Below are 3,919 nucleotides of genomic sequence, written 5' to 3'. Positions count from 1 at the left end.
TAGGAAAGCATGGGGATGAAGGTATGATAGCGAGATATGTAAAAGAACAAGATAAAGAATACCTGCAGCTACACCAAAATCTACAATTGAGTCTATTTTGATTCTGATACCCCGTCCGCTTGCGGCGGGGTAGTTCATTTTATTTTTCCATCAGTATAGCGCAAAATACGTCTGATAGCATTTACAATGAGGCATATATAATCTGTGCTGATTCTAAAATGTTTTTACATCTTAGCCAGTTATCACTCCGTTTGAGTGCTGCTTTCACAATTAAATCTACTTTTCGGTTGAAAATTGCTTGCAGTTCATCTCGCATTTGTAGGGTTTCGGTTAAACCTCGTTTAGCAGTTGGGAAAAAGGTAATTAAAATATCAATATCGCTATCTGAACGGAAATCTTCGCGTAAAACTGAACCAAATAATGCCAACTCGGTGACTTGCCACTTTTGACAAAATCCTTTAATTTGTTCCATTGGTAGATTTATTTTTGTGTTCATCAGATTAGGTTTACTCCCAAGCTTTCTAGTTGTTGGTTTATCCAAGCGGTTGCCGTTTCTTCGTCGGTTTCTATTGCTTTTTCTACTCCTATTTTAGCAATTTCTAAGAGTTGTTTGGATTTTGCTTTAATATCAAAGCTATCTTGTACTTTTTTGCTGATTTCTCCTTGAAGATTATAATCTAATATAGGAATTCTAAGGTCAGATACTTCATTCAAGTTTAGATTGGTTTGCAAACCCTGACGAGCATACTTGGAAACGTATATTTTGCCTATTTCAGAGTTAAAAAAGACAATTAAATAGAGTCTTTTAACTTGAGCTTCGTCAAACCTTAAAATAGAAACAGCTTGATTAATATTGGCTTCAAAATCATGATCAAAAATAGCACATCTTCCTACCGTACCAGCGATTGAAAAAAGTACATCATTTTTCTTGACTTTTGTTTTTTTCAAGGTGAGATCATGAACATATCTTTTAATAAAAATAAAGTTATTTGTGTCAACTTCTCCATCTTTGAGATCAACTGCTCTTATAAAAGGAATGCCATCATCTTCATCTGTATAATCATCACCACCCGCTTTAGGAGTTGCACCACTAGAAACAGGGTAATTAATTAAATCACGAATTTTTATCAATTTGAAATCCTTAAAATAATTATCAATTTCATCATATTTCGGTTGATAATACTCAGCATCCAAGCGTCCAGAAGACAAAAAAGACTCAGAAAAACTTTTAACTGCGATGCTTTCTTCGGTGGGTTGCCAATCTTTTAAACCAAGTTCTGTTAATAGTAAATCTTCAGCTTGTTGGTAGATTATTTTACTTTTTTTCACTTCTATAGATGATTGATTGACTAACCGTTCTATTATTTTCTGAAAGTAATCAGACAGAACGGGAAAAAGAATATTTTTTAAGTAGTAAGGTGCTACTTCAGGCTGTACGCCTCCATACATCCCCTTGTTAATTTGCTCTTTTCCATAAATAGTATTTAGAAAAACTGCTAGAAATGACTGGTTAATTATTTTGTTTCTTAAGATCAAAACGTGAGATGATGCAATCGCTTGTATTTCCTCATTAAAAATTAAAGTATCTCCAAAATTTGCACCAGTTCTTGTGATCAGAATATCATTTTTTTTTATTTCATTCTTAGATAATTTTTCCGCATCTTCTAGAGATATATATACCTGATTCGATAAATCGACTCTTAACGGACGTAAGTTTTGAGTTCTAAAAAACAAGACTCCTGATAAATCATCTTCTACATACTCTCGCTTAATTTCTGTTGGATGAATAATTATAGGTTGTGTTTCACTCAGTCTCATAGATTGGGGTAATTCATTAATTTTGTCCTCAATCTGAAAGTATTTTCTTTTAAAAAACTCACTATCAAATCGAAAATTAATATTATGCTCAAGTACCTGAATAAATGAAATTTCTGTTGCTTCCAACCTATCCATTAACTGCTGATATTTAACCGCATCAAAAGCTCCCCCCCTGTCCCCCTTATTAAGGGGGGTGGCGTTAGCCGGGGGGATCTCAAAAAAACTTAAATTCTCCTTTTTAGCAAACTCAATAAAAGCCTCAGCGATACCATCTTCCGTTAATCCATCATGATTAAAAAGATCATGATCCACAATCCAATGATTATGTTTATCTAAGAGAAAATCCCCCGAATCATCAGACCCTTTAACATAAACTTTTTCTCCAGAATTATCCTTGCCTGACTTCTGCATCGTCGCAAAAAAGATATTATAATCATCCTGACGAGGACAAAGTGCGCCTATTTTGGGATCATCATTCCATTTTTGCACCAATAACACCGAGGTTTTTGTTCCTGTATGGGGTTTAAAAGTATTACCATGTAATCCCACCACTGCCAAAATTCGACATCTTTCGGCAATAAAATCCCGAATATTCTTATCAGAAGAATTATTAAAGCGTCCTTGGGGTAAAACTATCGCCATTCTTCCCCCCGGTTTCAAAAAGTCTAGATTGCGCTCAATAAATAAAATATCGCGTCCTACCTTAGTTTCCCATTTACCGTTAGGCTTTTTTGCTAAGTCATAACGAGCAATCATGCGCGTTTCTTTGATATCACCCGCAAAAGGTGGATTTGCCATCAAAATATCGAATTGAAACTCCCTATAGTCTGGACTTCCCTTTGGACGCAGTTTTTTCAAGCGTCTGAAACCTTCATGATAAACATCATCCCATTCTTCCTGTTGCGTCACCTCATCCCATAATTCATAATCTAGAGTGTTTAAATGTAGTACGTTTGTTTGTCCATCTCCAGCAATCAGATTGAGGGTTCGTGCTACCCTTACCGCTTTTTCATCAAAATCAATAGCAAACACCTTTTCTTCCACATATTCCTTACAACGGGGTGGCTTTTCTTCCAATGAAAATAAATGACTTACTTCTAATCCCTCATCCTCTAGAATCTGCCGCCAAACATGAAAGATTGTATGTACTGGAAACCCCGAGGAACCGGCTGCAGTATCAATCATATATTCATCTTCTTGGGGGTTAAGCATCTTCACACACATATCAATCACATAACGAGGGGTGAAAAACTGTCCTTTTTCCCCTTTACTGCTTTGATTGATTAAATACTCAAATGCTTCATCAATTACATCCAAATTGGAGTTAAATAGCTTCACATTTTCTAAGGATGACACACAAACCGATAAGTGAGAAGGTGTGAGACTAATCTTGGCATCCTCACTAAATACCCCTGGCCATTTTTTCTTAGCTTTGTCAAAAAGATCCTGAATTTTTGTTTTTAATGCGCTTTCTGTTTGTCCTGTATTACGAAACTCCAGAGAACGAGTAGAACGTCGATTCCCCTGTCCAGAATACCATTCATCATAGAGCTTGGCAAAAATCAGTTTAAATAATTCCTCAAAGACATCTACCCCCGCATTTGCTAATACCTCATCTTCCATTTCTTCGATTAGCGTTTTCAGAGATTTATTTTCTTTGACTAACTTATCATTGGCGATTAAATCATCTAAAGTGAACTTAATCTGGAGAATATCTGCTAGGGTTTGATTAGAGTTAGGGATATCTGGAATATCTTCAAAATAATTGGGATCTTTGCGTTGATAATAGGAAATCTGATCGCCATTCGTCCAGACAGCCATCGGCGAACCTGTGCCGTTACAATAGGAACGTAGTTGTGCTTTTCCTTCCTTGAGTTTGGGTTTTTTTACCTCTACCAAAATATAAACTGTGTTCAGGCGATCTTTGTCCATCACCGCAATATCTGCTCGTTTTACCTCTCTGCCAAAATTCACCCCATACTCCACCTGAATGCGACTGAGAGGATAATGTAAGCGATCGCTTAAAACCCTTAAATATAATTGTCTAATCGCTTCTTCTGGGGTAAGTTTAATCTCTTTTTTCCGTACTAAGCAAATTGTA

Annotated in this window: 2 protein-coding genes and 1 pseudogene; 1 reads left to right on the top strand and 2 read right to left on the bottom strand. The window is 36.1% G+C overall.

The annotated features are described in order from the left end of the window. Positions 1 to 101, top strand: a pseudogene (locus PX481_RS30160) (IS200/IS605 family transposase); the annotation flags it as partial. An 80-nt stretch (positions 102 to 181) separates the two neighbouring features. On the opposite strand, the gene PX481_RS14540 reads toward PX481_RS30160, so the two are convergent. Together PX481_RS14540 and PX481_RS14535 are read right to left on the bottom strand one after the other, a co-directional pair. Then, on the bottom strand, positions 182 to 472 hold the full coding sequence (locus PX481_RS14540) for a nucleotidyltransferase family protein (protein WP_002759988.1): 291 nt from the start codon (positions 470 to 472) through the stop codon (positions 182 to 184). Between the two features lie 23 nt (positions 473 to 495). Continuing rightward, positions 496 to 3,867 carry an N-6 DNA methylase gene (locus PX481_RS14535; RefSeq protein WP_288094821.1) on the bottom strand — a complete coding sequence of 1,124 codons (3,372 nt, stop codon included), beginning with the start codon at positions 3,865 to 3,867 and terminating at the stop codon, positions 496 to 498. Between the last annotated feature and the right edge of the window lie 52 nt (positions 3,868 to 3,919).

Source organism: Microcystis sp. M53603_WE2, assembly GCF_030065435.1.
This window is presented reverse-complemented; position numbering and strand designations above follow the sequence as displayed.

What these genes read in the sequence shown, in the direction of transcription:
- PX481_RS14540 (WP_002759988.1), bottom strand. Translation starts at nt 472, where the DNA reads ATGGAACAAATTAAAGGATTTTGTCAAAAGTGGCAAGTCACCGAGTTG.